Annotated in this window: 1 protein-coding gene; it reads right to left on the reverse strand. The window is 40.7% G+C overall.

What is annotated here, in order from left to right; all coding sequences use genetic code 11:
* Positions 1-242: 242 nt before the first annotated feature.
* Positions 243-728 carry a helix-turn-helix domain-containing protein gene (locus tag HQN90_RS38040; RefSeq protein ID WP_173227988.1) on the reverse strand — a complete coding sequence of 162 codons (486 nt, stop codon included), beginning with the start codon at positions 726-728 and terminating at the stop codon, positions 243-245.
* Positions 729-1,167 lie beyond the last annotated feature (439 nt).

A 1,167-nucleotide genomic window follows, 5' to 3' on the forward strand; every position in this document is an offset into this window, starting at 1 on the left:
TAAAAAATTAGAAGCCATAGAAATTTCGGTTTAGTGTGTTTAGAGAAATGAGAAAAATGAAAAACTGCGAGAGCGAGAGCATTTAGCAGATGGACTCCATAATTAAGGGGCCGAACCGAAAGTAGGCTAATCTTGGTTACCTGAACGTCAACAAACCGTCTTGCCTGCATCCCTTCAACTTAAAGGATCTTTTTCAAACTATGGCAGGTACTGAAAAATAATAAAAATTTACCCAATATAACTTAAACATTTGCCGCATAGCCTCTAGCTCCTGAAAAGTAACATTCATATCGGAATAGAAACGAACGGTCGGGATTATCTCCCGATACATCATGAACCGAGAAGGCCTGACCAACAAATACATTGCCTGCCGTTCCGGTCTTGGTTACTGACTCATAGTTCTGTGTATTTAAAGTAATAAGATCCAGCCCGTCCCACTCCAGCGCTACAGCTAAATCCTGCGAAAAATAGGAATTGGAAAAAGGAATCATTTGAACGGCAATACGCGTATCGATTCGAGGCACTTTGCCGATCATTTTCTGATTGAGCAAGACGTTCAATCCTTTGCGAATCGAGTTTTTACTAAGCTGAAACTGCTCAGCAAGCACCAATTCGGAGGCTGAATAGTCACCAGGCTTGAGATTTCCGTTTACGATATCATGTTGAAGAGATGTGACCATATCCTCCAATCGAGTTCGAAAGGTTGATCGTTTAGGTTTGCCAGCCATTGTATCCTAGAACCTCCGAGTCATTCATCTATTGGTATCTAACTGGTTTCACATTATAGGGTAAACGATTGCAATTCATCCCCCGCCCATGCCGAATGACCGAGGTATCTGAACATATAGATGTACAGGTCACAAAGGCTGAAAACCTGCGATAATGCATCCTTTTTCATAGAAATCGCATGAAAAGTAAAAATTCCTGCAATAATGCAGGAATCTGAAGCCTTTCCACCCTATAATCAGAATAAAGCCTCAAAAGCCTGCACAATCGCAGGAATTTTACTCAAATAGCTGCTCCATCAACCAAAAGCCTGCACAATCGGTTACTACTCAGGACCTTATTCAAATTCTAAAATTTGGTTTAATAGATAGTACCAATACTTAGAGTGAACGAGGTGAGAGGCATAATGAATATAGAAGAAATTGATCGGATTATGCTCCG

It is taken from the genome of Paenibacillus alba, from assembly GCF_013204855.1.
Classification (GTDB): Bacteria; Bacillota; Bacilli; order Paenibacillales; family NBRC-103111; genus Paenibacillus_E; species Paenibacillus_E alba.

What these genes read in the sequence shown, in the direction of transcription:
- HQN90_RS38040 (WP_173227988.1), bottom strand. Translation starts at nt 728, where the DNA reads ATGGCTGGCAAACCTAAACGATCAACCTTTCGAACTCGATTGGAGGAT.